Here is a 21,404-nt window from a genome sequence, read left to right as displayed (position 1 = left end):
TCCGGTCACCAGCCGTCGTATCGCTCGTTGCTCGTCGACGGAGCGGTTAGCGCTCGGAGAGCTCCGAGACCAACAGCGAGACGCCGATCAGCGAAGCCAGCAGGACGACGAGGTTGAACGCGGCGCGCATTAGCGGCTGGTACTTCGGATCGACCCAGAGATCGATCGCGTCAGTGGCGCTGCCGTAGAACTGGATCAACGCGAAGACGGCGAGCAGCGAACAGACGCCGAGTGCACCCCAGGCGAGATATCGTTTGATTCGCTCTGAATCCGGATCGAGCACCGCATCGGTATCGGCTGTTGATTCGGGGCCCGGCGTGCGTGCAGCCGTCTGCTGGTCGGGCTGGTCGGTCACCTGTTCGGCGTCCGTCTCGAGCGGCGTCTCTGCGTTCGTTGATGTCTCAGTCATTGGAACCTCCGTGCGAGTGCAATCGTCGCGAGCAGCGCGGCGACGGCGATTGCCGCGCCGAAGCCGGGCGTTCCGTCGTTGTCCTGGTCGCGATCGTCGTTGTCCCGGTCGTCGTGACCGTCGTCTGCGACGTCCGCGTCGTCCGCTCCGACGCCGGAGCCGCCGGTGAACTCGCTCACCTCGAGTCCGCCGTCGCCGTCCGTCTCGTCGACCGAGAGCGATCCGTCGCCGAGGTTGGCGACGGCGCGGTCCGTCTCGACGATAGTGCCGTCTCGCCAGAGCACCGCGTCGAGGTAGTAGTCGTACTCCGTTGGGACCTCGAGATCGACCGTGGGCGATGCGGTCTCGCCGGGGCCGACCGTCGATAGATCGACGGTCGCCGAGTCGGCAACGACCTCGGAACCGGACTGGCGGGCTTTCACCTCGAGTTCGAGGTCGTCCTCGGCGTCGTCACCGGTGTTGGTGAGGTAGCTCGCGACCTCGAGCGTGGCCCGATCGTCGGTCGTCGACTCGATGGCGTACTCGATCGCGGGCACGTCCGCGAAGCTCCCGCCGCCGAAGCGGTGGAACTCGACGTCGGTGTCGGCGTAGGCGGGCGTCAACGCGTCGACGCCCTCGATCGAGTGGCTGGCCGACTCGAGTCGCGCGCCGTCGCGGTAGACGAACGTCTCGATCTCGTAGCTACTCTCCCGCGGGACGGCGACCGAATCCGTGACGACGGTTTCTGCCCTGTCACTCGAGTCCCCGCCGAGCGTATCCACCTCGCGTTCGGTCGTGTTCTCGACGAGTCCGCTGTTCGTGTCGGTCACGCGATGAACCACGGTGACGTTCTCGACCGGATCACCCCGGTGCTCGAGGTGGCTGTCGACGGCGAGCGTGGCGGTTCCGCCGGTCACGTGCTCGGAACTGATCGTGATCTCAGTTAGCGATACGTCACCGTCGGTTTCCACGTCGGTAGCCGTCTCGGAGCCGTCCGGATCGGACACCGCGCCGGTAAGCGCGAGCGTCGAGAGCGCTCCGATCACGACCACGAGCGCGGCGATAGCCAACACGTACTCGCGGTTCATGACAGCAGCTTTCGATCAATTGTATAAGTGCTTTGTGTGGTCAGTGAGCGAACAATATCGGATTCGATGAACGTGGTACTCCATTCGTTCGGACGACAGTTCCGGGTTCGGCGATAGCTTTCGAGCGCGGAGCCGAGCGGCACGAACAAGGGCAAAGAGCCCGTACGTCCGGTCGTGCAGGTCTTCGTCTACGGAACGCTGACCGAACCGGCGCGGGTCGAGTCGCTCCTCGGCGACGGCCACGGGACGTACGAGAGCCTCGGCCCGGCTACTCTCGAGGGGTTCCACCGTGTCGACGGCGCGTACCCGACGCTGTTCCCGGGTGGCACCGTCGACGGGGAGTTGCTCGCGGTCGACGACCGCGCGCTCGAGCGACTCGATCGGTACGAGGGCGTCGACCGCGGGTTGTACGTTCGGGTTACGGTACCCAGAGCGGACGGCGGGTCGACCCAACTCTACGTCGGCGACCCGGACAAACTCGGCGTCGCGGCCGACGCCGTGTGGACTGACGACCGTCCGTTCGGCGATGCCGTTCGACGCTATATTGTGCGAGAAGATACCGTGGTACTAAATCACGAATGACGGTCGGCAGACGAACGTCTGACACTGTCGCTTTCACCGCTCTGTCTGGCGATTTCACTTTCACTGCGGAGCCATGAGCTTTATATGCACTGCGTTCTCTTCTTTACTCGCACGTCACACGCCGTGCATTCCCTGTATTCCCTGTCGTGTTGCCAGTACGGCAACACATTCGTGTCGGGATCGACGCGAGGCTGGTTCGACCGGCCGACCGATCCCCGACAGTCTTACAACACACGCCGAGTAGTCGAGCGTATGCTCGAACTTTCCGATATTCTCGACGCACACGAGCGGGTCCGCGAAACGTCCAGACACACGCCGCTCGAGCACTCACACACCTATTCGTCGATGACTGGTGCCGACGTTCGGCTGAAATTGGAGAACTTCCAGCGGACCGGCGCGTTCAAGATCCGCGGAGCGACCAACCGGATCGCGACGCTCTCGGAAGAACAGAAAGACGCCGGCGTCGTCACCGCGAGCGCGGGCAACCACGCACAGGGGGTTGCGCTCGCGGCCACGCGGTCGGGCGTCGACGCGAAGATCGTCATGCCCGAACACGCGCCGATCTCGAAGGTTAAGGCGACGAAGAACTACGGCGCGGAGATCGTCCTCTCGGGTCGAGACTACAACGAGGCCGCCGAGCGCGCACACGAGATCGAACGCGAGGAAGGTCGTACCTACGTCCACGCCTTCGACGACGAGGACATCATGGCCGGACAGGGCACCATCGGGCTCGAGATCTTAGAGGATTGCCCCGACGTCGAGACCGTCGTCGTCCCCATCGGCGGCGGCGGCCTCATCAGCGGCATCGCGACCGCGATCAAGGAACAGAAACCCGACACGCGCGTGATCGGCGTCCAGGCCGACGGGGCCTCGAGCGCCGCCGCCTCGCTCGAGAAGGGCGAACGAATCGCGCTCGACGGCGTCGACACCATCGCGGACGGGATCGCGACCCGCAGCGTCGGCGAGCGGACGTTCCCGCACATTCAGCAGTACGTCGACGAGGTCGTCACCGTCTCGGACCCCGAGATCGCCGTGGCGCTGGTCTACCTGCTCGAGCGCTCGAAGACCCTCGTCGAGGGCGCGGGTGCGGTGCCGCTGGCTGCCGTCCTTTTCGAGGCGTTCGACTACGACGAGGACGAGATCATCGTCCCCGCGCTCTGTGGGGGGAACATCGACCTCAACACGCTGACCAACGTCGTCGTCCGCGGGCTCGTCGAGACCGGCCGCTACCTGAAGATCCGAACCGTGCTAAAGGATCGCCCCGGCGCGCTCGAGGACCTCCTCGAGATCTTCACCGCCCACCGCGCGAACATCTACGCGATCCACCACGACCGCACCTCCCGGGACGTCGAAATGAGCGATACGGAAGTCGAGATCGAACTCGAGATGCGCGGTCCCGACCACGTCGACGCTTTCCTCGCCGCGCTGCGAGACGCGGGGTACGAGGTCGACATTTTGGCTTAGATCGTGTCACTCGAAGGGAACCAGCGCAGCCTCCAGTATCACGCGGTCGGAAGCGTAAACGAGAACGTCGTTCCGTCCTCGGGCGTCGACTCCACCCAAATCTCGCCGCCGTGGCGTTCGACGATGCGCCGGCAGAGCGCGAGACCGATACCTGTCCCGTTGTGTTCCTCGTAGCTGTGCAGCCGCTGGAACACCTCGAAAATCCGATCGGTATCGTCCGGATCGATCCCGACGCCCTCGTCACGAACGGAGACGATCCAGTCACACCCAGATCGATCCGCGGCGATTTCGACCCGCGGCGGCTCGTCACCGCTGTACTCGATGGCGTTTTGCAGGAGGTTCTGGAAGAGTTGACGCAACTGGCTCGCGTCGCCGTCGACACGCGGGAGTTCGTCGGTCGCGATCTCGGCGTCGGTCTCCTCGATCCGCATCTGTAGGTCCTCGCGGACGTCTTCGAGCACGGCGTCCAACTCGACTGGCTCGAACGGATCGCCCTGCGTGTCGACCCGCGAGTACTCGAGGAGCGCGTCGATCATCTCGCGCATCCGCTCGGCTCCGTCGATCGCGAACTCGAGGAACTCTTCGCCGTCGTCGTCGAAGGCGTCGCCGTATCGCTGCTCGAGCAACTGGAGATAGCTCGTGACCATCCGTAGCGGCTCCTGCAAATCGTGGGAGGCCGCGTACGCGAACTGCTCGAGTCGGTCGTTCGACTCCTCGAGCTGTCGCTGATACGCTCGGCGGTCGGTGATGTCGGTCAGCGTCACCACCGCCCGACTCACGTTCCCGCGCTCGTCTCGGACCGGTTTGCCGTGCTCCATGATGATTCGCTGTTCGCCGTCGAATGCCTCGATCTCGTAGACGTTTGGTTCCCTGACCTCCTCGCCCTGAAGCACTTGATACATCGTCCAGTCTTCGGGGCCGACGGGCTCACCCGAGTCAGCCCACGTCCCCGAGAACTTGTCGTACTCCTCAACGGACTCCGAATCGAAGACATCACCGCCCCAGATCTTCTTCGCCGTTTCGTTCGCCCTGCGCAGCGAGCCGTCCGCGTTCGCAACCACGGCACCGACGGGTAAGACCTGAAACAGCGTCTCGAGCTGTCGGGATTGCTTCTCGAGTTCGAGTTCCGCTCGTTTTCGTTCGGTGATATCGGTGAGTGCACCCGGGAATCTGACGGCGTTTCCAGTCTCGTCACACTCGACGTGGCCCCTGGCAACGACCCACCGGAGTTCGTTCTCTGCGTTCCAGACGCGATACTCCGCCTCGTATTCGCCGCAGGTTTCGACGGCCTCCTCGACCGCTGTCATGACGCGCTCTCGGTCGGCTTCGTGGATCGACGAGGCGAACTCCTCGAGCGGAATGCCGTCGCGAGCGCGCTCCGGATCGACGTCGAACGTTCGAGCGAAGGACGCACCGGTGACGAACTGATCCTCGACGATATCCCACTCCCAGGTACCGACCGTGCCGGCCTCGGTCGCCGCCTCGAGCTGTGTCTTCGCATCCGTCAGGTACTGCTCGCGCGCTTTTTGCTCGGTGATGTCTTGGGCCATCGTCATCCCGGCGAAGATGTCGCCCTGTTCGTCGGCGATCGGCACCGCGTGGATAACCCACTCCCGGCCGGCGTACTCGAGTTCCACCGAGGCTTCCTCGCCCGCAAGTGCCGACTGAAACACCGGCTCGAGATCGGCGACGGCGTCGTCGGGCCAGACCTCCTGAAACCGCTTCCCGTCGAGGTCCTCGGGGTCGACGGGGATCCGATCGAATCCCTTCCCGGCCGCCAGCGTGTACTCGAGATCGTGATCGAACAACGTGACGAGCCCGTTCGGGAAGTACTCCGCGAGCGTCCGGTACCGTCGCTCGGACTCCTCGAGCGCCTGTTCGCGCTCCTTGCGATCGGTGATATCTCGAACGATCCCCACTGCTCGAACCGGTGTTCCCCCGTCGTCGAACGAGAACTCACCCTGGGCTGTGATCCACCGTTTTTCGTCGTCGGCTCGAACGATTCGACACTCGAACTCCCACGTTCCGGTCTCCGTTGCGGCCTCGAACCGTTCTCTCACCTGCTCACGGTCGTCCGGATGGACGTGGTCGAGGAAGCGTTCCAATCCCCAGTCTTCGACCGGGGGCTCGTACCCGAAGACCCGGTCGTGCTGTGGCGACCTGATCGGCGACTGTTCGGACTGCAGATCGAGTTCCCACGTGCCCATGCCGCCGGCCTCGAGGGCGAGCCGGAGTCGCTCCTCGCTCTCCTGTAAGTCCCGCAGCAATTCGGTGCGGTCGGACTCGCGCTCTTTGCGCTCGGTCACATCCTGAAAGTAGACCGACACGCCGGTTTCGGAAGGGTAGATATTCGCCTCAACCCAGAAATCGAGCGTGTTGTAGTAGAGTTCGTAGCTGGTCGCCTCCTGTTCGTCCATCGCCGTCTGGAACGCCTCCCAGACCTCGTCGATCTCCGCGGCGGACGGAAACACGTCCCAGAGACAGTTGCCGAGCAGCTCCGGTTCGGCGCGTTGGAGGAGTTCTTCGGCGCGTTCGTTGACGTGCGTGAAGCGAAACTCCTCGTCGAGCGCGTAGAAGGCGTCGCTCACCCGACCGAGGATCTCCTCGAGTTCGCGTTCGGCCTGCTGTCGCTCGGTCACGTCTTCGAACACGAAAACGCCGCCGTCGATATCGTCGGTTTCGTCCCGCTGTGGCGCGCCGTCGACCGACAGCCACACGCGCTCACCGGAGGGACGGCGAAGCCCGATAATCCGGTCGGTAATTTCCTCACCCCGATCGATAACGCAATCGAACGGCGTCTCGTCCGTCTCGAGCGGGTCTCCGGCGTCGTCGACGAGGTCCCAAGACGAGCCATCGGCAGAGCGTCCGGCGAGGTCGTCGAGCGGCCGTCCGAGAAGTTCCGCGGCACGTTCGTTTGCAAACGTCAGTTCACCCTCGGCGTTTACGACCACAATCCCGTCGCCAACCGCGGTTATCAGTGCCCGACACCGCCGGTGGGTCTCGGTATCGTCCCCCTCCCAGAACGTCCAGTTGCGTTCCCCGACTCGCTCACTCATACAGCCGAAAAAGCCATCGAGTCGCATAAGCCCCGCGCCGGTTGTCGGCGTCACTGCGAATCGCTGCACACCTGACTGGACGACTGCGGTGTGGTCTGTGTGTCATTCGTTTCTACTGTCACTATCGCCTCTATCTGGCACCGATTTCGCCGTCCTTTAAGCCTCCCCGCCCAGAGTAGTAGCGTATGAAACGTATCATCAAAACCGACGACGCACCCGCTGCGGTCGGCGCGTACAGTCAGGCGACCAGCAACGGCTCGCTGCTGTTCACTGCCGGCCAGATCCCGCTGACGACCGAGGGGGAACTGCTCGCGGACGAGTCCATCGAGGCCCAGACCGAGCAGGCCCTCTACAACCTCGACGGCGTCCTCGACGAAGCCGGGGCGACGTCGGCGGACGTCCTCAAGGTCACCGTCTTCCTCGACGATATCGACGACTTCGAGGCGATGAACGAGACCTACGCCGACTACTTCGACGACGAGCCACCGGCCCGCAGCGCTGTCGAAGTCGCCGCGCTGCCCAAGGGCGTCGGCGTCGAAATCGAAGCCGTGGCGAGCCTCGAGTAGGTGACTCGAGGCGTGTTCGGACTCGATCGCCGCGTCGTCTCCGCCCTGCTCTGGGGTGCCGTCGGCTTCATGACCTTCCTGGTGCTCGTGCAGGGCTACGCCCTGTTCGTCGAGCCGCTGGTCTCGATCGCGCAGGCCGCGTTCGTGGCCGCGATCGTCGGGACCGGGACAGCGATCGGTGCGTACCTGCTCGAGCACCGTGTCGCCGCGTGGTCGGCTCGTCGCGTGACGGGTGCAACCGAGCCACACGGCGGCGACGGTAAAAGTAAGAGTTAAACGACGGACCCCGTTAGGTTGACTCGAGCCAGGATGGCCGAACGGTAAGGCGCACGCCTGGAAAGCGTGTTCCCTTTGGGATTCAGGGTTCAAATCCCTGTCCTGGCGTTTTTCGCGTTTCACACCGGCGAGCGGCGCGTAGCGACGCGAGCTAATCGAACGCGAAAAACGTCAACGGCGGGATTTGAATCAGGCCGAGGTTCTGCGAGCAACGCGAGCAGGTTCTCGGACGTGGTTCAAATCCCAGTCCTGGCGTTTTTCTGAAGATAACACTACAAGTGTTGCGTAAACACACCACTACCTTCTAAACACAAAACGTTTCAGCGTCGGTGCTACCGAACACTGTTTCCGCCGTGGTACTGCGGAGCCGAACCGACTACCGCCTGAGTTCTGCCGGCGAGTCGGTCGTGATCCACCGGTCCTCGTTCTCCGGGTTTCGAATCTCTAACAGGCCGTCTTTGCAGAGCAGCATCTCGTATCGATCGGTCATCGTACTCTCGTCGAGAACTCCGACGGAACCGAGTATGGTAACACGCCACCTACCGCTTCGTCCGTCGCAGGTATGCCCTCGATACCGCTCGAGTAGCCGTCGAATACCGATCGACCGACTACCGGACAATCATATATCCACTGCGGACGACTACGCTAGTATGTGCGGTCGCTACACACTGATGATCGAGCGGGCGGCTCTCGAGGACCGATTCGACGCCCGATTCGCGGACTCGAGCGAGGAGTTTACGCCGCGGTACAACATGTCCCCGGGCCAGCGGCTTCCGGTGATCACGAACGACGCGCCCGAGACGATCCAGACTTTCGAGTGGGGGCTGGTGCCGTCGTGGGCCGACGACGATAAAAACGGACTCATCAACGCGCGTGCGGAGACGGTCGACGAGAAGCCGAGTTTTCGGGCGGCGTACGAACGACGCCGGTGCATCGTTCCCGCGGACGGCTTCTACGAGTGGGTTGACACCGAGAACGGAAAACAGCCATACAGAGTCGCCTTCGATGACGACCGCGTTTTCGCGATGGCCGGGCTCTGGGAGCGCTGGGAGCCCGACGACGCGACGACGCAAGCGGGTCTCGACGCCTTCGGCGGCGGCGTCGCGGACGACGGGAGCGAGGACGGCCCGCTCGAGACGTTCACCGTCGTCACGACGGAGCCGAACGACCTCGTCTCGGAGCTTCACCATCGAATGGCGGTCATCCTCGAGCCCGGTCGCGAACGCGAGTGGCTGACGAGTGACGATCCGAAATCGCTTCTCGAGCCCTATTCGGCCGAGGAACTCCGCGCGTATCCGGTCTCGCGTGCGGTCAACGATCCGTCGACGGACGAGGCGTCGCTGGTCGAACCGGTTGAGTCCTAGGTATCGAGTTCTCGAGCGGAAGCAGCGCCTCTTCGATTCGCGACCGATGCTCAACAGTGTATAAATGTGGCAGAGACGGTCGTCGTCTCGAGCGACAAGCTGATTGGTAACGCATGTCAAATGCGGGCGCACGACCCGTCGCTATCCGGTGGTTTCTCCGCCTCACGTTCGGCGGTCGCTGACCATCACGAATGGCGAAAAACACCACTCTTATATAGAAGGACAAACAATGAATCAGCTGACTATGAGCCAGCGAATGCAGCAAGGGCAGCCGATGATCGTGATGAGCGAGGATTCCCAGCGCGTAAAGGACAAGGACGCGCAGGATTACAACATCAGCGCGGCCCGTGCGGTCGCCGAGGCCGTTCGCTCGACGCTCGGTCCGAAAGGGATGGACAAGATGCTCGTCGACTCGATGGGATCGGTAACGATCACCAACGACGGCGTCACCATCCTCCAGGAGATGGACATCGACAACCCGACGGCCGAGATGATCATCGAGGTCGCCGAGACGCAGGAAGACGAGGCTGGCGACGGCACCACGACGGCCGTCGCGATCGCGGGCGAACTCCTCAAGAACGCCGAGGATCTTCTCGAGCAGGACATTCACCCGACGGCCATCATCAAGGGCTTCCACATGGCCGCAGAGCAGGCTCGTGACGAGATCGACGACATCGCGACCGAGATCGACACGAACGACGAGGAACTCCTCCGGAAGACCGCCGAAACCTCGATGACCGGCAAGGGCACCGAGGTCAACAAGGAGCACCTCGCGCAGCTGATCGTCGACGCCGTCCGTCAGGTCACCGTCGAAACCGAAGAGGGCGACAACGTCGTCGACCTCGAGTTCCTCAACATCGAGACCCAGACCGGCCGCGCAGTCGGCGAATCGGACCTCCTCGTCGGTGGCATCATCGACAAGGACCCCGTCCACGACAACATGCCCACCGAGGCGACGGACGCCAACATCCTACTGCTGAACGAGCCGATCGAGGTCGAGGAGACCGACGTCGACACCGAGGTCTCCGTCACCGACCCCGACCAGCTCCAGAAGTTCCTCGACCGCGAGGAGAAACAGCTCAAGGACAAGGTCCAGCGCATCGTCGACACCGGCGCCGACGTCGTCTTCTGCCAGAAGGGCATCGACGACCTCGCCCAGCACTACCTCGCCAAGGAAGGCATCCTCGCTGTCCGCCGCGCCAAGAAGTCCGACCTCGAGTTCCTCTCGGAGGTCGTCAACGCGAACGTCGTCTCCGACCTCGAGAGCGTCACCGAGGACGATCTCGGCTTCGGCGACGTCACCCGCGACGACGATGACGAGCTGTTCTACGTCACCGGCGACGACGCACACGGCGTCACGCTCCTGCTTCGCGGCTCGACCGACCACGTCGTCGACGAACTCGAGCGCGGCGTCAACGACGCGCTCGACGTCGTCGCACAGACCGTCTCCGACGGCCGCGTGCTCGCCGGCGGCGGTGCAACCGAAGTCGAACTCGCCTCGCGACTGCGCGACTACGCTGACTCCGTCTCCGGCCGCGAACAGCTCGCCGTCGAGGCCTTCGCCGACTCGCTCGAGCTCGTTCCACGCGTGCTCGCCGAGAACGCGGGTCTCGACTCCATCGACACGCTCGTCGACCTGCGTGCGGCTCACGACGATGGCGACGTCACGGCCGGACTGAACGTCTTCTCGGGAGACGTCGAGGACACCTTCGAGGCAGGTGTCGTCGAACCGGCCCACGCCAAGGAGCAGGCCGTCACCTCCGCTTCCGAAGCAGCCAACCTCGTGCTCAAAATCGACGACATCATCTCCGCTGGTGACCTGTCGACCGACAAGGGCGGCGACGAGGAAGGCGCACCCGGCGGCGGCATGGGCGGCATGGGCGGCGGTATGGGCGGCATGATGTAGAACTAAATTTTGCTCTGCGGGCCGGCGAAGCCGGCCCTCGGCAAAATTTAGTGCAAAAGCACTCCTCGCTCCCGATGGTCGCTCGTCGGCCCGAGCGCTCCGCGCTCGGTGAACGGCGTCACTCGGGTTCTTCGAACCGCTCGCTTGCCGATAACAGGATAGGGTGTTTAGCCATCAGTCGTCTGCCTTACTTGCGGTACCGTAGTATGTGATTTTCGGGCGACTGTTCACCCACAGTTCACCTGCCACACAGTACTTTCTCTTGGCAACCCGGCGACCTATTGCGCTGGATCGTGTACGGGGCGTATGAGCTCACAAACGACTCTCGGCTGGTCGCTGTTCTCCTCCGGCGTCGTCACGTTGTTTCTGATCGTTCTCCCCGGCGATTCGCTGTGGTGGGGGCTGTTGCTCCTCGTGCTCGGGCTCGCGTTGCTGTACTATCGGTAGCCGATTCGGCGCACGCCTCGGACTCGAGGCTCGCCGATCACCTCCTCACTATCCGGAACCGAGACGAGTTTATATTTCGAACCGAAACACGTCCACCAGTGAGTTCCCACGACGACGAGACCCCATTCGACGTCTACCGCGAGGACGTCGACCGCCCGCTCTCGAGGCTCTTCCGCGAGTACGCACCCGGCCGATTAGGCTGGTTTTCGGCCGGCATGCTCGCGAACTTCGTCGCTCGAATGGCGAGTCTCGTGCCGCCGCTGTTGCTCGGTGTGGCGATCGACGCGATCTTCACGCAGGAGGCTGGTGCGTTCGAACTCCCGCTGGTGCCCAACGCGTGGCTGCCGACCGAACCGATGGCGCAGTTCTGGTTTACCATCACCGCGATCGCCGTCTCGTTTCTCGTCGTCGCCCTCTTTACCTGGATCTACGGCGTCACCGCCAACCTGTTCGCCCACGACGTGATGCACGCGGTGCGCGTCGACTGTTTCCAGAAGATGCAACGGCTGGACACGGCCTTCTTCGACGAGAAACAGACCGGCGAGGTCATGGCCGTTCTCAACAACGACACGCAGAACCTCGAGATGTTCCTCGACAACGCGCTGATGAACTCGGCGCGGCTGCTCGTGATGGTCGGGGGAATTACGGCCGTGCTCTTCTATCTCAACTGGCAACTGGCGTTCGTGACGCTCTTTGCCGTACCGGCGATGGTCCTCTTTACCCTCTGGTTCATGCGCGTCGTCGAACCGCGGTACGTCCGGCAGCGCTCGGCCGTCGGTCGGATGAACACCCGCCTCGAGAACGCCATCTCGGGTGTCGGGCTCACCAAGACGACCTCGAGCGAGTCCTACGAGACCGAACGCGTCCGCGATTCCTCGCGGAACCTCTTCGAGCGGACGATGGCCGTCCTGAAACTGAGCTACCTCTACCGGCCGGGGATGGAACTGCTCGCGGGTCTCGCCTTCGCTGCCACCTTCCTCGTCGGCGGACTCTGGCTCGCGACCGACACCGCCCCGGGGCCGCTCACCGGTACCCTCTCGGTCGGCGACTTCGTCGTCTTCCTGATGCTCACCCAGCGGATCGTCGACCCGCTCGCGGAGGTCTCGAACATCGTCGACCAGTACCAGAACGCCAAGGCCTCGAGCGAGCGCGTCTTCGGACTGATGGACATCCCCGTCCACGTCGACGATCCGAAGGATCCCGTCGACATCGTGCCGGTCGAGGGTCGCGTCACCTACGACGACGTAACGTTTAGCTACGACGACACCGCGGCCCGCCGAAACTCGGCGGCCACCGAGACGGCGTTCGAGGAGACCGTCCTCGAGAACATCTCCTTCGAGGCCGCCCCGGGCGAGACGGTCGCGTTCGTCGGACCGACCGGCGCCGGAAAATCGACGGTTCTCAAGTTACTGCTCCGACTGTACGACGCCCAGGAGGGAACGGTCCGAATCGACGGCCACGACGTCCGAGAGGTCGCGCTCGCGGATCTCCGATCGGCCGTCGGCTACGTTAGCCAGGACACGTTCCTCTTCGACGGCACTATCGCGGACAACATCCGCTACGGACACTTCGAGGCCGACGACGAAACGGTCCGCGAGGCCGCCGAAGCGGCCCAGGCTCACGAGTTCATCGTCGACTTGCCCGAGGGGTACGACACCCGCGTCGGCGAACGCGGCGTCAAGCTCTCGGGCGGCCAGCGCCAGCGGATCGCGCTCGCTCGAGCGGTGCTCGCGGACCCGGAGATCCTCATTCTGGACGAGGCGACCAGCGCCGTCGACACGAAGACGGAGCTCCAGATCCAGCGGTCGATCGATCGCCTCACCGAGGATCGCACGACGCTGACGATCGCCCACCGACTCTCGACGGTCAAAGACGCGGAGACGATCCTCGTCCTCGAGGACGGCGAAATCGTCGAGCGAGGCACGCACGAGGACCTCCTGGCGGCACAGGATCGGTACGCAACGCTGTGGGCGGCACAGGCCGGCGATCGAGAGACGGCGGCCGAGACGCTCATCGACGGCGACGACTGATCGTCGCCCTCGTCAGCTCGTCAGGTGTATCTTCTCACAGCGATCGTTATTGCCGGCACGACACCGCAGAAAACAGCCCGTTACCGGATGCGAACGCGCTCAGGTATCGTCGATGTCGAGTTCGAACTGCTCGTTCTCGGAGACGGCGTTCAGGACGACGCTCGTGTTCGAGGCCTTGATATCGGGGTCGGTGAGCAGCGCCTTGATCTGGTCGTTCATGCCGTCGGTGTCTTTGAACTTGCCGATGGCGATCACATCGTAGTCGCCGGTAACCTCGTAGACGCTGGTCATCTGGCGGTGATCTCGCAGGGTGTCGGTGACGTCGGGCAGCGCGTTTCCTTCGACCTGAAGCTGGATGACGGCCGTAACGTCGTAGCCGACCGCATCGTAGTCGACCCGCGGCGTGTAGCCTTCGATAACTCCCTCTTCCTCGAGATCAGAGAGGTGGTTCGAAACGGTAGTGACGGAGACGTCGAGCTCCTCGGCGAGACTTCGGAGACTCGCCCGGCCGTCGCCGAGAAGTGCATTCACTAGTTTTGCATCGAGATTTTCGTACGTCATCACATCCACCCTCTCACTGTAGCCTTTAGAACTTTACGAATATGCAGTTTCCTGCGAAGGAGAGAAGATTTGCTTGGAGCAGTAGGGTTTTAGTAGCAGAGTTACTTGGGTAGAACGACCAGAAGATGACAAGCGGAAACATCACTGAAACCGAACAGGCCGTATTAGACGAGATCGAAGCGGAAGGCGTCGACTTCCTCCGTCTCCAATTTACTGACATTCTCGGCACCGTGAAGAACGTCTCCGTCCCGGCACGCCAGGCAGAGAAGGCGTTTGCCGACGGCATCTACTTCGACGGCTCCTCGATCGAGGGCTTCGTTCGTATCCAGGAATCGGACATGCGTCTGGTTCCGGACCCCGATACGTTCGCCATCCTCCCATGGCGCCAGAAGGAAGAGAGCGCCGCGGCCCGAATGATCTGTGACGTGTACAACACGTCGACTGGCGAACCGTTCGAGGGCGACCCACGGCGCGTGCTCAAGAACGCGCTGGACCGCGCCGACGAGATGGGCTACGAGGTCAACGCCGCGCCGGAACCGGAGTTCTTCCTCTTCGAGGAGGACGAGGACGGCCGCGCAACGACCAAAACCGGCGATCAGGGCGGCTATTTCGACCTCGCCCCGAAAGACCTCGCCAGCGACGTTCGCCGCGACATCATCTACGGCCTCGAGAGCATGGGCTTCGAGATCGAAGCCAGCCACCACGAGGTCGCGCAGGGACAACACGAGATCAACTTCGAGTACGACGACGCGCTGACGACGGCGGACAACGTCGGTACCTTCCGCACCGTCGTCCGTGCAATCGCCGCACAGCACGACCAGCACGCGACGTTCATGCCGAAGCCGATCCCGCGAATCAACGGCTCGGGAATGCACACACACCTCTCGCTGTTCACCGAGGACGGCGAGAACGCCTTCCACGACGAGGACGACGAGTTCAATCTCAGCGACACCGCTCACTCGTTCCTCGCCGGCGTCCTCGAGCACGCGCCCGCAATTACGGCTATCGCGAACCCCACGGTCAACAGCTACAAACGACTCGTCCCCGGCTACGAAGCCCCCGTCTACGTCGCCTGGTCCGACCGCAACCGCTCGGCCCTGATCCGCAAACCGGCGGCCCGCGTCCCGGCCGCTTCGCGTGTCGAACTGCGCTCGCCGGACCCATCGTGTAACCCCTACCTCGCAATCGCCGTCATGATCCACGCCGGTCTCGACGGCATCGAACAAGGTCTCGAAGCGCCCGACCCGGTTCGAGAGAACATCTACGAGTTCGACGAAGAGAAGCGTGAGGAGTACGGCATCGATACCCTCCCAGCGAACCTCGGCGAGGCAGTCGACGCACTCGAGGAAGACGAAGCGATCTACAACGCACTGGGCGAACACATCGCATCGAAGTTCGTCGAAGCCAAGCGTCAGGAGTTCGAAGAGTACCTCGTCGACGTCTCCGACTGGGAACTCGACCGCTACCTCGAGACGTTCTAAGCGTACGGCCGACGGCGTTCGACGCCGTTGTACACTCACTGGTGGTCTCTCTTTCCGCTTTTCCGTTCGGTGTTCTGGAGCAGCTGCGGTCGTCTCGATTGTCGTCTGATTCTATCGCTCGACTCTGTTGTACATCTCGTATCCGAACTCGAGATCATCGATCGACCGTCAACTGGTGAGCTCCGTCTGTATCCTCGAGACGGTAGTTCGGCTGGACAGCCGTGGCAGCCCGACGACGAGCAGGCCGCCCGCGAGACCGACGGCCAGCCAGACGAGAAGGCTCTCGACGACGAGCAACACGAGTGCAACGAGTGCGAGTGCGGCGATGCCGACCGTCGCGTGAATCCCGACCTGCAGCGTCAGCGGCCACGGCTCTCGCGACGGCGTCGCGTACTGCCAGGCGAGCAGACACCCGAGACAGCCGCCGAACAGCGCCATCGTATCCGGTCGGCCGCTGGTCCAGAAGGCCGCGAGCACCGCGGCGATCGTCACCGTCGCACTCGCTGCCGCGTGGTCGCCATGTCGGGCGCGCACTCGATGCCGAACTGTCAGCACGAACAGTAGGTAGCAGATGCCAGCGACCGTCCCGACGAGGACGTCGATCGGAAAGTGGACGCCGGCTCCGACTCGAGCGAATCCGACGAGGACGACCATCGCGGCGGCCCCGAAAAGTCGCTGTCGTTGCGTTCCGACGTCGGACTCGAGGGCGAACATCGTCCAGATAACCGTGGCAGCGACCGCATGGCCGCTCGGAAAACTCGTCGTGGAGACCTCGACGGCTGGGGCGTAGAGCAGTGCGATCACCGTCGGCAAGGATTCGGGGGCGATGGCGGGACCGACGTCCGGTCGCGGCGTCTCGAAGATTCCCTTCAGTCCGAGCATGACAGCGTAACCGCCGATGACGATTCCCAGCCACGAGGCGAACCGATGCCGATCCCGAAACCGACGTCCGGTCGCGGCGTCTCGAAGATTCCCTTCAGTCCGAGCATGACAGCGTAACCGCCGATGACGATTCCCAGCCACGAGGCGAACCGATGCCGATCCCGAAACCAGTAGGCCAGCACGACCGCCGGCGCGACGAACCAGGCGCTCCCGAGATGAGAGAGGAAGGCGAACAGAAACGCCGTCCACTCAGGGAACGTATCTCGAACGAATTCGACCTGCGCCGACTCGAACCACATCGGTACTGTCATTTCACAAACTGGATGTTATACGTGTCGATTTGTAATGTAGCCAACAAGTTCGACAGCGGAAAACGGGAGATCGCCGATCGACGGACAACGGTCAACGGTCGACGTGGCTTGATCTATCGAAGAAGGAACCGGTATCCGTCGATCTGGTCGCGTTAGGCTTCCGCCTGTTCGATCCACTCCTCGGCGTCGCTGGTCGAGACCTCGGCAGCCTCGGAAACGGATTCAGCGTCGGCGCGCACGAGGTCGTCGATCGTCGCGATACCGGCATCCGAGAGCTGTTCGCGGGTTTCGGCGTCGATACCTTCGATGGACTCGAGCGTGTGCGTCGCATCGGTGCCGATCTTCGTCTGGGACTCGACCTGCTGGCTCCGGAGCTGCTGGGTGACGTCCTCGGCCTGCTCCTCGAGTTGCTGCTGGAACTGCTCGACCTGTTCGGCCTGCCGCTCGAGCAGGTCCGCGACGTCGCCGGTCTGGCGCTCGAGCTGGTCCTCGAGTTCGTCCTGGAGCTGCTGGGTCTGCTCGAGTTGCTCGTGGAGCTGTCCCGAAAGTTCGCTTACGTTCTCGACGGTCTGGTCTTCGATCGAATGGGACATCTCGAGGAGCTGTTCGGTTTGTTCGTCGAGCGCCTCGACGAACTCGCTGGAGAGCTCAGTGGCGGAATCGACGTCACGTTCGAGTTCCTGCTCGATGGCGTCGTAGAACTCGGCGTGGGTCGTTTTCAGCTGTGCGAACGTCTCGTCGATGGTTCGGTGGGCGTCCGAGGGCTCGTCGCTGGGGAACAGTGCAGCCGTCGTGTTGACGTAGCCGTGGGTGGCCGCTTGAGCGAGCTCGAGCTGCTGGCGCTGGAGCGACTTCTGGCCCTTGAGGCCGGTGAGCGCCATTGTGTCGACGGTGCGTTGGGTTGCCAGTCCCTGCTTGAACAGCTGCTGGCTCTGTTTGACTGCGGTTCGCTGCACGTCGAACATCGCTCGAATCGGGGATTGTGATTGACTCATGTTCTCGAGTGGAGATGAGGTCCGATCGGGGATAAGTGGCGGGCTTGCATACCCTCGAATGTATCTGAATGGTATTAGATGGGTACCGGGCTGTCGTGGACTCCGCTCTCTGTTGACGCGAGTTACTTGATACTGACTGCCAGGACGACCCTAATCCGGTTTGTGAGCAGAATCGTGGATTGATCGCCTATCGCTGATAGCCGAACCGACGAGTTCGAAGGGTGCTGACCGACGATTGACGACGGCGCGCCGATGAGCCGAGAGGTGACAGTGGTCGATGACGCCCGAATCGAAAGCGAGGCGAGCGTCTGGCCAGGCATTGTCCTCCAGGGAGACATCGACTCCGTTCGCGTCGAACGGAATACCTAGAAGTGAACCACGATCCAGTCGCCTCGTGGACCAACCAGTCAACGGATGAAAAACCAGCGCGCTCGCTACTCGCCGACCGGAATGCGGGCGCTATCATTGGCGTCGATTCGGATCGGGTCATCTTGCCAGTCGATATCGAGCCGGCGACGTGAGAGGTACGGTGAGAGCGTCGACATCGAGACGAGCCCGCAGTAGGTCTCTCCTTCGACGACGGGCAGGTGTTTCACGCCGTCCGCTCGCATCGTTTCGGCGGCGGTCGTGATCGATTCGCTCGGTGAGATAGTGGTCACCGGTGCGGACATAACCGCCTCGACTGGGTGCGGCTCGAGCGTTTCGGCCACGAACGCGACGATATCCGATTCGGTGACGATGCCTGCGACGGCTTCGTCCTCGAGAACGATCAGTGCCGAGACGTCGGGATCACGCAATTGCTGTGCGGCCTCGCTCAGGGGCGTCTCCGGCCGGAGCGTTCGAGCGGAACGAGTCAGGACGCGTTCGACTAGTATTTCGATCATTGCTTGACTACTGGTACCGAATCACACTATATAGTCGCTGTGGATATATGCACCATATATCCTAATATGGGCCACAAACGGCCTATTAACTCATAGACTATATATCGAACGTCCAGTTATTGTACCGAGTATAACGTGCGTGCGTATCCTGAGGGACGTGCTGACGAACAGACTGGGAGTACTGCCATGCTGACCCGTGGGACCGTCGCGGACTGAAACTCGTGAGGTTGAGTTGGGGCCTCAGCTACCAGATCGGCCGCTGTACCGCCTCGCCGTCGAACGCAGCGACCCACCGCAGTCGGGACAGTTCGCGCGATAGGAAATCGGGTGGACTTCGGTTGAACAATCCCTGCACTCGTAGTGGTTTTTGTATCGTCTCATTCGCTATTCGCCAGAAAATACGACGCTGTAGTGTGTATTAAATATTTCTCTGGACAAAAGACGACCCTGGCGTTTCGGTAACCGATCGACGCACGATACGATGTGGGGTTGTACGTCACCGAACGGCGCCGGACTCGAGTAGCGCTTCGATTTTCTCCTCGTCGTACCCCGCCTCGGCGAGATACTCGCGAGTATGTTCACCCTGCCTCGGAACGGTCTCGTCGGTTGCTCCGGAGCTAGTGGCGTGGCGTGCGGGGTAGCCGATCCGGGGCGGCGCGCCGTCCGACCGCTCCAGAAGCCCCCGATTCTGAAACTGGGGATGATCGACCATCTCGGCGGGCGAGTAAACGCCCGCGAACGCCGCGTCGACGTCCTCGAGCCGGGTCTCCCACTCGTCTCGCGTGCGTTCGCGAAAGAGGTCGCGGAGTTCGTCCTCGAGCGCGGCCAGCACGTCCGGATCCTCGGATCCGTGTTCGTCGACGAGATCGGTCCGGTCGACGGCGTCGCAGAAGGCGTTCCAGAACTGCGGCTCGAGGGCGGCCAGCGTCACCCATTTCCCGTCTGCGGTCTCGTAGCTATCGTACCACGGGACGCCGCCAGTCAGCGACGTCTCGCCGGGTCGCGGCTCGGCGGGGTCACCCGTGAGAGCCTGGTAGGCGACCGGTTGGGCAAGCGACGCCACGACGTCGGCCATCGCGATGTCGATGTGCTCACCGTCGCTGTTTCCGAGTTCGCGGGCGAGCACCGCCTCGACGACGGCGAACGCGGTGAACAGACCGCCGGCCATGTCGCCGATGGGGTAGCCGGGCATCTGCGGTTTTTCGTCCGGCGACTCTCGAGTCATGTCGAGTAAGCCGGCCAGCGCGACGTAGTTGAGGTCGTGGCCGGCGCGGTCCGCCCAGGGACCCTCCTGTCCGTACCCCGTGAGCGAGCAGTAGATCAGTTCGTCGTTGTACTCGGTGAGCGTCTCGTAGTCGACCCCCAGTCGGTCGACGACGCCGGGGCGAAAGCCCTCGAGGACGACGTCGGCGTCCTCGACGAGCCGGTAGAACGCGTTTCGGCCGTCCTCGCTTTTCAGGTCGATCGCGACGCTACGCTTGCCCCGGTTGACCATATCGAAGATCGCGCCGAAGCCGCGAGCCGTCTCCGGACCCATGAATCGGGCGTAGTCGCCCGCGCCAGTATCCTCTATCTTCACGACTTCGGCACCCGAGTCGGCCAGGAGCTGCGTCGCGTACGGACCGGGCAACAGCCGCGAGAGATCGAGCACGCGAACGCCGTCGAGTCTCATAGCCGAGTTCTCGATGTACCGATACTTTACCGTATGGGCTGGGTTCGGTCACCGACTGGCGGTGTGCGTGTCGCTCTCTCCCAAAGAATTACCTCCGTCGGCGGAATACGCAGCGATCTATGGACTTCGGACTGCAGGAGAAAACCGCCGTCGTCACCGGCGGCGCCGGACGGATCGGGAGCGCCGACTGCCGACTGCTCGCGAACGAAGGGGCGGACGTCGTCGTCCTCGACGTCGACGCCGACGGTGCGAGCGAGGTCGCCGCCGAGATCGACGAGACGGCCGATGCAGGCGAGGCGATGGCCCTCGAGTGCGATCTGACCGATACGGACGACGTCCGGGACTCAATGGCCGAGGTGCGCGACGAGTTCGGCGGAGTCGACGTGCTGGTCAACAACGCCGCGATGGTCGATGCCCGCTCGCGCGTCGGCGACTACGACGACGACATCTGGAACCGCGACGTCGAGATTAACCTGACCGGCACGTACAATATCAGCAAGGAAGTCTTCCCGGAGATGTGCGAACGCGGCTGGGGCCGCGTCGTCAACATGTCCTCGATGGCCGGCTGGTACGGCGGCTTCGGACAACTCTCCTACTCGGCGACGAAGGCCGCGATGATCGGGCTGGGGCGGACGATGGCGCTCGAGGGCGCCCAGTCGGGCGTCACGTCGAACGTCATCGCGCCGAACATCGTTGTCGGCGCGTGGGCCGATATGGATCCCGACGAACTCCGCGAGAACGTCGACGAGTACTACGCGCGAATCGCTGAAGCAACCCCGATGCGCCACCTCGGGACCGAGGAGGACGTCGCCAACATGGTCACCTATCTCTGCTCGGAGCAGGCGTCCTACGTGACCGGGCAGGTGATCGGCGTCACGGGCGGTGTCGATCTCTTTAGCTTCTGAGCGGAGTATCTGAACCGGACTCCCCACCTCGGGGAGAGCGAAACTGTTTCATCGTTGTGAAAAGTGTCCGTTGACGATGAACGAGGTTCTGTCCAGGCTCAAACGCCCGTTGCTTTATGTAATGGGGCCGGCGTACATCGTCGCGGGCATTTTGCACTTCGTCGTGCCGGAGTTGTATGTCCAGATTGTCCCTCCGCTCGTTCCGGCAGCACTCGCGCTCGTCTATCTGACGGGACTCGCCGAAATAGCCGTCGGCATCGGGCTATTGATTCCTCAAACCCGGCAGTACGCAGCGTGGGCGACGGTTGCGCTACTCATTGCAATCTTTCCGGCAAACGTCTACATGGCGACCCACGGGGTCGTCATCGAGGGGATGCCAGGCGGTGGCGACCCCTCCAGCTTTGTCCGGTGGGGACGACTCCCGCTTCAAGGCGTGTTGATCCTCTGGGCACTCTGGTATACCCGACCACTGACTGGAACAAATTCCCGTTAACACTGCCGAACAGAGTTCCCGGTATTGGAGCGTTGCCACACTGATCTCCCGTT

21 protein-coding genes and 1 tRNA gene are annotated in these 21,404 nt (G+C 62.9%); 12 read left to right on the top strand and 10 right to left on the bottom strand.

The window, feature by feature from the left end; genetic code table 11:
- Positions 1 to 46 precede the first annotated feature (46 nt).
- The gene (locus ACSFDB_RS08125; RefSeq protein ID WP_440770498.1) at positions 47 to 409 is read right to left on the bottom strand and encodes a DUF8060 family membrane protein; all 363 of its coding nucleotides are present in this window, start codon (positions 407 to 409) and stop codon (positions 47 to 49) included.
- Positions 406 to 1,476, bottom strand: a complete 1,071-nt coding sequence (locus ACSFDB_RS08120; protein WP_440770497.1) for a DUF7490 domain-containing protein — start codon at positions 1,474 to 1,476, stop codon at positions 406 to 408. The genes ACSFDB_RS08125 and ACSFDB_RS08120 overlap by 4 nt, the downstream gene beginning before the upstream one ends.
- A gap of 174 nt (positions 1,477 to 1,650) precedes the next feature.
- Between ACSFDB_RS08120 and ACSFDB_RS08115 the strand changes: the two genes are divergently transcribed.
- Both ACSFDB_RS08115 and ilvA read left to right on the top strand, forming a co-directional pair.
- Positions 1,651 to 2,058: a gamma-glutamylcyclotransferase family protein gene (locus ACSFDB_RS08115; protein ID WP_440770496.1), complete on the top strand. Its 408-nt coding sequence runs from the start codon at positions 1,651 to 1,653 to the stop codon at positions 2,056 to 2,058.
- A gap of 252 nt (positions 2,059 to 2,310) precedes the next feature.
- Positions 2,311 to 3,522, top strand: a complete 1,212-nt coding sequence (gene ilvA, locus ACSFDB_RS08110) for a threonine ammonia-lyase (protein WP_440770495.1) — start codon at positions 2,311 to 2,313, stop codon at positions 3,520 to 3,522.
- 38 nt (positions 3,523 to 3,560) lie between these two features.
- On the opposite strand, the gene ACSFDB_RS08105 is transcribed toward ilvA, so the two are convergent.
- Entirely contained in the window at positions 3,561 to 6,578 is a 3,018-nt protein-coding gene (locus ACSFDB_RS08105) for a PAS domain-containing sensor histidine kinase (RefSeq protein WP_440770494.1), read from the bottom strand.
- A gap of 185 nt (positions 6,579 to 6,763) precedes the next feature.
- Between ACSFDB_RS08105 and ACSFDB_RS08100 the strand changes: the two genes are divergently transcribed.
- The 7 genes from ACSFDB_RS08100 to ACSFDB_RS08070 all read left to right on the top strand — a co-directional run bounded on the left by ACSFDB_RS08100 (position 6,764) and on the right by ACSFDB_RS08070 (position 13,167).
- Positions 6,764 to 7,144: a Rid family detoxifying hydrolase gene (locus ACSFDB_RS08100; RefSeq protein ID WP_090303053.1), complete on the top strand. Its 381-nt coding sequence runs from the start codon at positions 6,764 to 6,766 to the stop codon at positions 7,142 to 7,144.
- Entirely contained in the window at positions 7,145 to 7,420 is a 276-nt protein-coding gene (locus tag ACSFDB_RS08095) for a DUF7981 family protein (protein ID WP_502260885.1), read from the top strand. It abuts the gene before it with no gap.
- A gap of 27 nt (positions 7,421 to 7,447) precedes the next feature.
- Positions 7,448 to 7,528, top strand: a tRNA-Ser gene (locus ACSFDB_RS08090).
- Positions 7,529 to 8,070: 542 nt separating this feature from the next.
- Positions 8,071 to 8,784 (top strand): SOS response-associated peptidase, encoded by a 714-nt coding sequence (locus ACSFDB_RS08085; protein ID WP_440770493.1) that lies wholly within the window; start codon positions 8,071 to 8,073, stop codon positions 8,782 to 8,784.
- Positions 8,785 to 9,028: 244 nt separating this feature from the next.
- Positions 9,029 to 10,690, top strand: a complete 1,662-nt coding sequence (thsB, locus tag ACSFDB_RS08080; protein WP_440770492.1) for a thermosome subunit beta — start codon at positions 9,029 to 9,031, stop codon at positions 10,688 to 10,690.
- 306 nt (positions 10,691 to 10,996) lie between these two features.
- Positions 10,997 to 11,137, top strand: coding sequence for a hypothetical protein (locus tag ACSFDB_RS08075; RefSeq protein WP_440770491.1), 141 nt, complete (start codon positions 10,997 to 10,999; stop codon positions 11,135 to 11,137).
- 98 nt (positions 11,138 to 11,235) lie between these two features.
- Positions 11,236 to 13,167, top strand: coding sequence for an ABC transporter ATP-binding protein (locus ACSFDB_RS08070; RefSeq protein ID WP_440770490.1), 1,932 nt, complete (start codon positions 11,236 to 11,238; stop codon positions 13,165 to 13,167).
- Between the two features lie 99 nt (positions 13,168 to 13,266).
- Here the strand turns inward: ACSFDB_RS08070 and lrp are convergent, their stop codons facing one another.
- Positions 13,267 to 13,728 carry an HTH-type transcriptional regulator Lrp gene (gene lrp / locus ACSFDB_RS08065; RefSeq protein WP_440770489.1) on the bottom strand — a complete coding sequence of 154 codons (462 nt, stop codon included), beginning with the start codon at positions 13,726 to 13,728 and terminating at the stop codon, positions 13,267 to 13,269.
- Positions 13,729 to 13,853: 125 nt separating this feature from the next.
- On the opposite strand from lrp, the gene glnA reads away from it, so the two are divergent.
- The gene (gene glnA / locus ACSFDB_RS08060) at positions 13,854 to 15,209 is read left to right on the top strand and encodes a type I glutamate--ammonia ligase (protein ID WP_440770488.1); all 1,356 of its coding nucleotides are present in this window, start codon (positions 13,854 to 13,856) and stop codon (positions 15,207 to 15,209) included.
- 168 nt (positions 15,210 to 15,377) lie between these two features.
- On the opposite strand, the gene ACSFDB_RS08055 is transcribed toward glnA, so the two are convergent.
- From ACSFDB_RS08055 to ACSFDB_RS08030, 6 genes are all read right to left on the bottom strand, one after another.
- Positions 15,378 to 16,091, bottom strand: a complete 714-nt coding sequence (locus ACSFDB_RS08055) for a phosphatase PAP2 family protein (protein ID WP_440770487.1) — start codon at positions 16,089 to 16,091, stop codon at positions 15,378 to 15,380.
- On the bottom strand, positions 16,079 to 16,390 hold the full coding sequence (locus tag ACSFDB_RS08050; RefSeq protein WP_440770486.1) for a hypothetical protein: 312 nt from the start codon (positions 16,388 to 16,390) through the stop codon (positions 16,079 to 16,081). Before ACSFDB_RS08050 ends, ACSFDB_RS08055 begins: the two co-directional genes overlap by 13 nt.
- 164 nt (positions 16,391 to 16,554) lie before the next feature.
- A complete protein-coding gene (locus ACSFDB_RS08045; protein WP_440771093.1) occupies positions 16,555 to 17,367 on the bottom strand; it encodes a helix-hairpin-helix domain-containing protein in 813 nt (270 codons plus the stop codon).
- Between the two features lie 464 nt (positions 17,368 to 17,831).
- Positions 17,832 to 18,281, bottom strand: a complete 450-nt coding sequence (locus ACSFDB_RS08040) for a CBS domain-containing protein (protein ID WP_440770485.1) — start codon at positions 18,279 to 18,281, stop codon at positions 17,832 to 17,834.
- 240 nt (positions 18,282 to 18,521) lie between these two features.
- On the bottom strand, positions 18,522 to 18,662 hold the full coding sequence (locus ACSFDB_RS08035; RefSeq protein WP_440770484.1) for a rubrerythrin-like domain-containing protein: 141 nt from the start codon (positions 18,660 to 18,662) through the stop codon (positions 18,522 to 18,524).
- Between the two features lie 115 nt (positions 18,663 to 18,777).
- Positions 18,778 to 19,953 (bottom strand): CaiB/BaiF CoA transferase family protein, encoded by a 1,176-nt coding sequence (locus ACSFDB_RS08030; RefSeq protein ID WP_440770483.1) that lies wholly within the window; start codon positions 19,951 to 19,953, stop codon positions 18,778 to 18,780.
- A gap of 119 nt (positions 19,954 to 20,072) precedes the next feature.
- On the opposite strand from ACSFDB_RS08030, the gene ACSFDB_RS08025 reads away from it, so the two are divergent.
- Together ACSFDB_RS08025 and ACSFDB_RS08020 are read left to right on the top strand one after the other, a co-directional pair.
- Positions 20,073 to 20,858 carry an SDR family NAD(P)-dependent oxidoreductase gene (locus ACSFDB_RS08025; RefSeq protein WP_440770482.1) on the top strand — a complete coding sequence of 262 codons (786 nt, stop codon included), beginning with the start codon at positions 20,073 to 20,075 and terminating at the stop codon, positions 20,856 to 20,858.
- Positions 20,859 to 20,934: 76 nt separating this feature from the next.
- Positions 20,935 to 21,351, top strand: coding sequence for a DoxX family protein (locus ACSFDB_RS08020; protein ID WP_440770481.1), 417 nt, complete (start codon positions 20,935 to 20,937; stop codon positions 21,349 to 21,351).
- The last annotated feature ends 53 nt before the right edge of the window (positions 21,352 to 21,404 follow it).

The organism is Natronorubrum amylolyticum, from assembly GCF_052040145.1.
Lineage (GTDB): Archaea > Halobacteriota > Halobacteria > Halobacteriales > Natrialbaceae > Natronorubrum.
This window is presented reverse-complemented; position numbering and strand designations above follow the sequence as displayed.

Coding starts and splice junctions, on each gene's coding strand:
- glnA (WP_440770488.1), top strand. CDS start 13,854: ATGACAAGCGGAAACATCACTGAAACCGAACAGGCCGTATTAGACGAG.
- ACSFDB_RS08120 (WP_440770497.1), bottom strand. CDS start 1,476: ATGAACCGCGAGTACGTGTTGGCTATCGCCGCGCTCGTGGTCGTGATC.
- ACSFDB_RS08020 (WP_440770481.1), top strand. CDS start 20,935: ATGAACGAGGTTCTGTCCAGGCTCAAACGCCCGTTGCTTTATGTAATG.
- ACSFDB_RS08075 (WP_440770491.1), top strand. CDS start 10,997: ATGAGCTCACAAACGACTCTCGGCTGGTCGCTGTTCTCCTCCGGCGTC.
- ACSFDB_RS08125 (WP_440770498.1), bottom strand. CDS start 409: ATGACTGAGACATCAACGAACGCAGAGACGCCGCTCGAGACGGACGCC.
- ACSFDB_RS08025 (WP_440770482.1), top strand. CDS start 20,073: ATGGACTTCGGACTGCAGGAGAAAACCGCCGTCGTCACCGGCGGCGCC.
- lrp (WP_440770489.1), bottom strand. CDS start 13,728: ATGACGTACGAAAATCTCGATGCAAAACTAGTGAATGCACTTCTCGGC.
- ACSFDB_RS08040 (WP_440770485.1), bottom strand. CDS start 18,281: ATGATCGAAATACTAGTCGAACGCGTCCTGACTCGTTCCGCTCGAACG.
- ilvA (WP_440770495.1), top strand. CDS start 2,311: ATGCTCGAACTTTCCGATATTCTCGACGCACACGAGCGGGTCCGCGAA.
- ACSFDB_RS08030 (WP_440770483.1), bottom strand. CDS start 19,953: ATGAGACTCGACGGCGTTCGCGTGCTCGATCTCTCGCGGCTGTTGCCC.
- ACSFDB_RS08100 (WP_090303053.1), top strand. CDS start 6,764: ATGAAACGTATCATCAAAACCGACGACGCACCCGCTGCGGTCGGCGCG.
- ACSFDB_RS08055 (WP_440770487.1), bottom strand. CDS start 16,091: ATGCTCGGACTGAAGGGAATCTTCGAGACGCCGCGACCGGACGTCGGT.
- ACSFDB_RS08035 (WP_440770484.1), bottom strand. CDS start 18,662: ATGAGACGATACAAAAACCACTACGAGTGCAGGGATTGTTCAACCGAA.
- ACSFDB_RS08105 (WP_440770494.1), bottom strand. CDS start 6,578: ATGAGTGAGCGAGTCGGGGAACGCAACTGGACGTTCTGGGAGGGGGAC.
- thsB (WP_440770492.1), top strand. CDS start 9,029: ATGAGCCAGCGAATGCAGCAAGGGCAGCCGATGATCGTGATGAGCGAG.
- ACSFDB_RS08045 (WP_440771093.1), bottom strand. CDS start 17,367: ATGTTCGACGTGCAGCGAACCGCAGTCAAACAGAGCCAGCAGCTGTTC.
- ACSFDB_RS08050 (WP_440770486.1), bottom strand. CDS start 16,390: ATGTGGTTCGAGTCGGCGCAGGTCGAATTCGTTCGAGATACGTTCCCT.
- ACSFDB_RS08085 (WP_440770493.1), top strand. CDS start 8,071: ATGTGCGGTCGCTACACACTGATGATCGAGCGGGCGGCTCTCGAGGAC.